Origin of the sequence: Staphylococcus sp. HMSC056G08, from assembly GCF_001812305.1 — a bacterium.
GTDB classification, from domain to species: domain Bacteria; phylum Bacillota; class Bacilli; order Staphylococcales; family Staphylococcaceae; genus Staphylococcus; species Staphylococcus simulans.
On the sequence record NZ_KV808533.1, the window covers coordinates 1 to 486 of the forward strand.

General features: G+C 47.9%; 4 tRNA genes. All 4 read left to right on the top strand.

Features of this window, described 5'->3' with window-relative positions:
• Positions 1-61: 61 nt before the first annotated feature.
• The 4 genes from HMPREF2846_RS12700 to HMPREF2846_RS12715 all read left to right on the top strand — a co-directional run bounded on the left by HMPREF2846_RS12700 (position 62) and on the right by HMPREF2846_RS12715 (position 438).
• Positions 62-136, top strand: a tRNA-Gly gene (locus HMPREF2846_RS12700).
• A 15-nt stretch (positions 137-151) separates the two neighbouring features.
• Positions 152-240 (top strand) — tRNA-Leu (locus HMPREF2846_RS12705).
• A 17-nt stretch (positions 241-257) separates the two neighbouring features.
• Positions 258-334: transfer RNA gene (locus HMPREF2846_RS12710), tRNA-Arg, on the top strand.
• A 30-nt stretch (positions 335-364) separates the two neighbouring features.
• Positions 365-438 (top strand) — tRNA-Pro (locus HMPREF2846_RS12715).
• Positions 439-486: the final 48 nt, after the last annotated feature.

Consider the following 486-nt stretch of genomic DNA (forward strand, 5'->3'; position numbering starts at 1 on the left):
CAGAGGGTCAGAGGTTCGAATCCTCTATGGCTCATCAGTTTTCCGATTATAACTGAATCATGCAGAAGTAGTTCAGCGGTAGAATACAACCTTGCCAAGGTTGGGGTCGCGGGTTCGAATCCCGTCTTCTGCTCCATTTTTATTTTATGATGCCGGGGTGGCGGAACTGGCAGACGCACAGGACTTAAAATCCTGCGGTAAGTGATTACCGTACCGGTTCGATTCCGGTCCTCGGCACCATATATAATATAAAACATGCGCCCGTAGCTCAACTGGATAGAGCGTTTGACTACGGATCAAGAGGTTATGGGTTCGACTCCTATCGGGCGCGCCATTTTATATTTATTATTTAATAATTTAATAACGGGAAGTAGCTCAGCTTGGTAGAGCACTTGGTTTGGGACCAAGGGGTCGCAGGTTCGAATCCTGTCTTCCCGACTCTTAATTGTATAATGGGGGCTTAGCTCAGCTGGGAGAGCGCCTGCT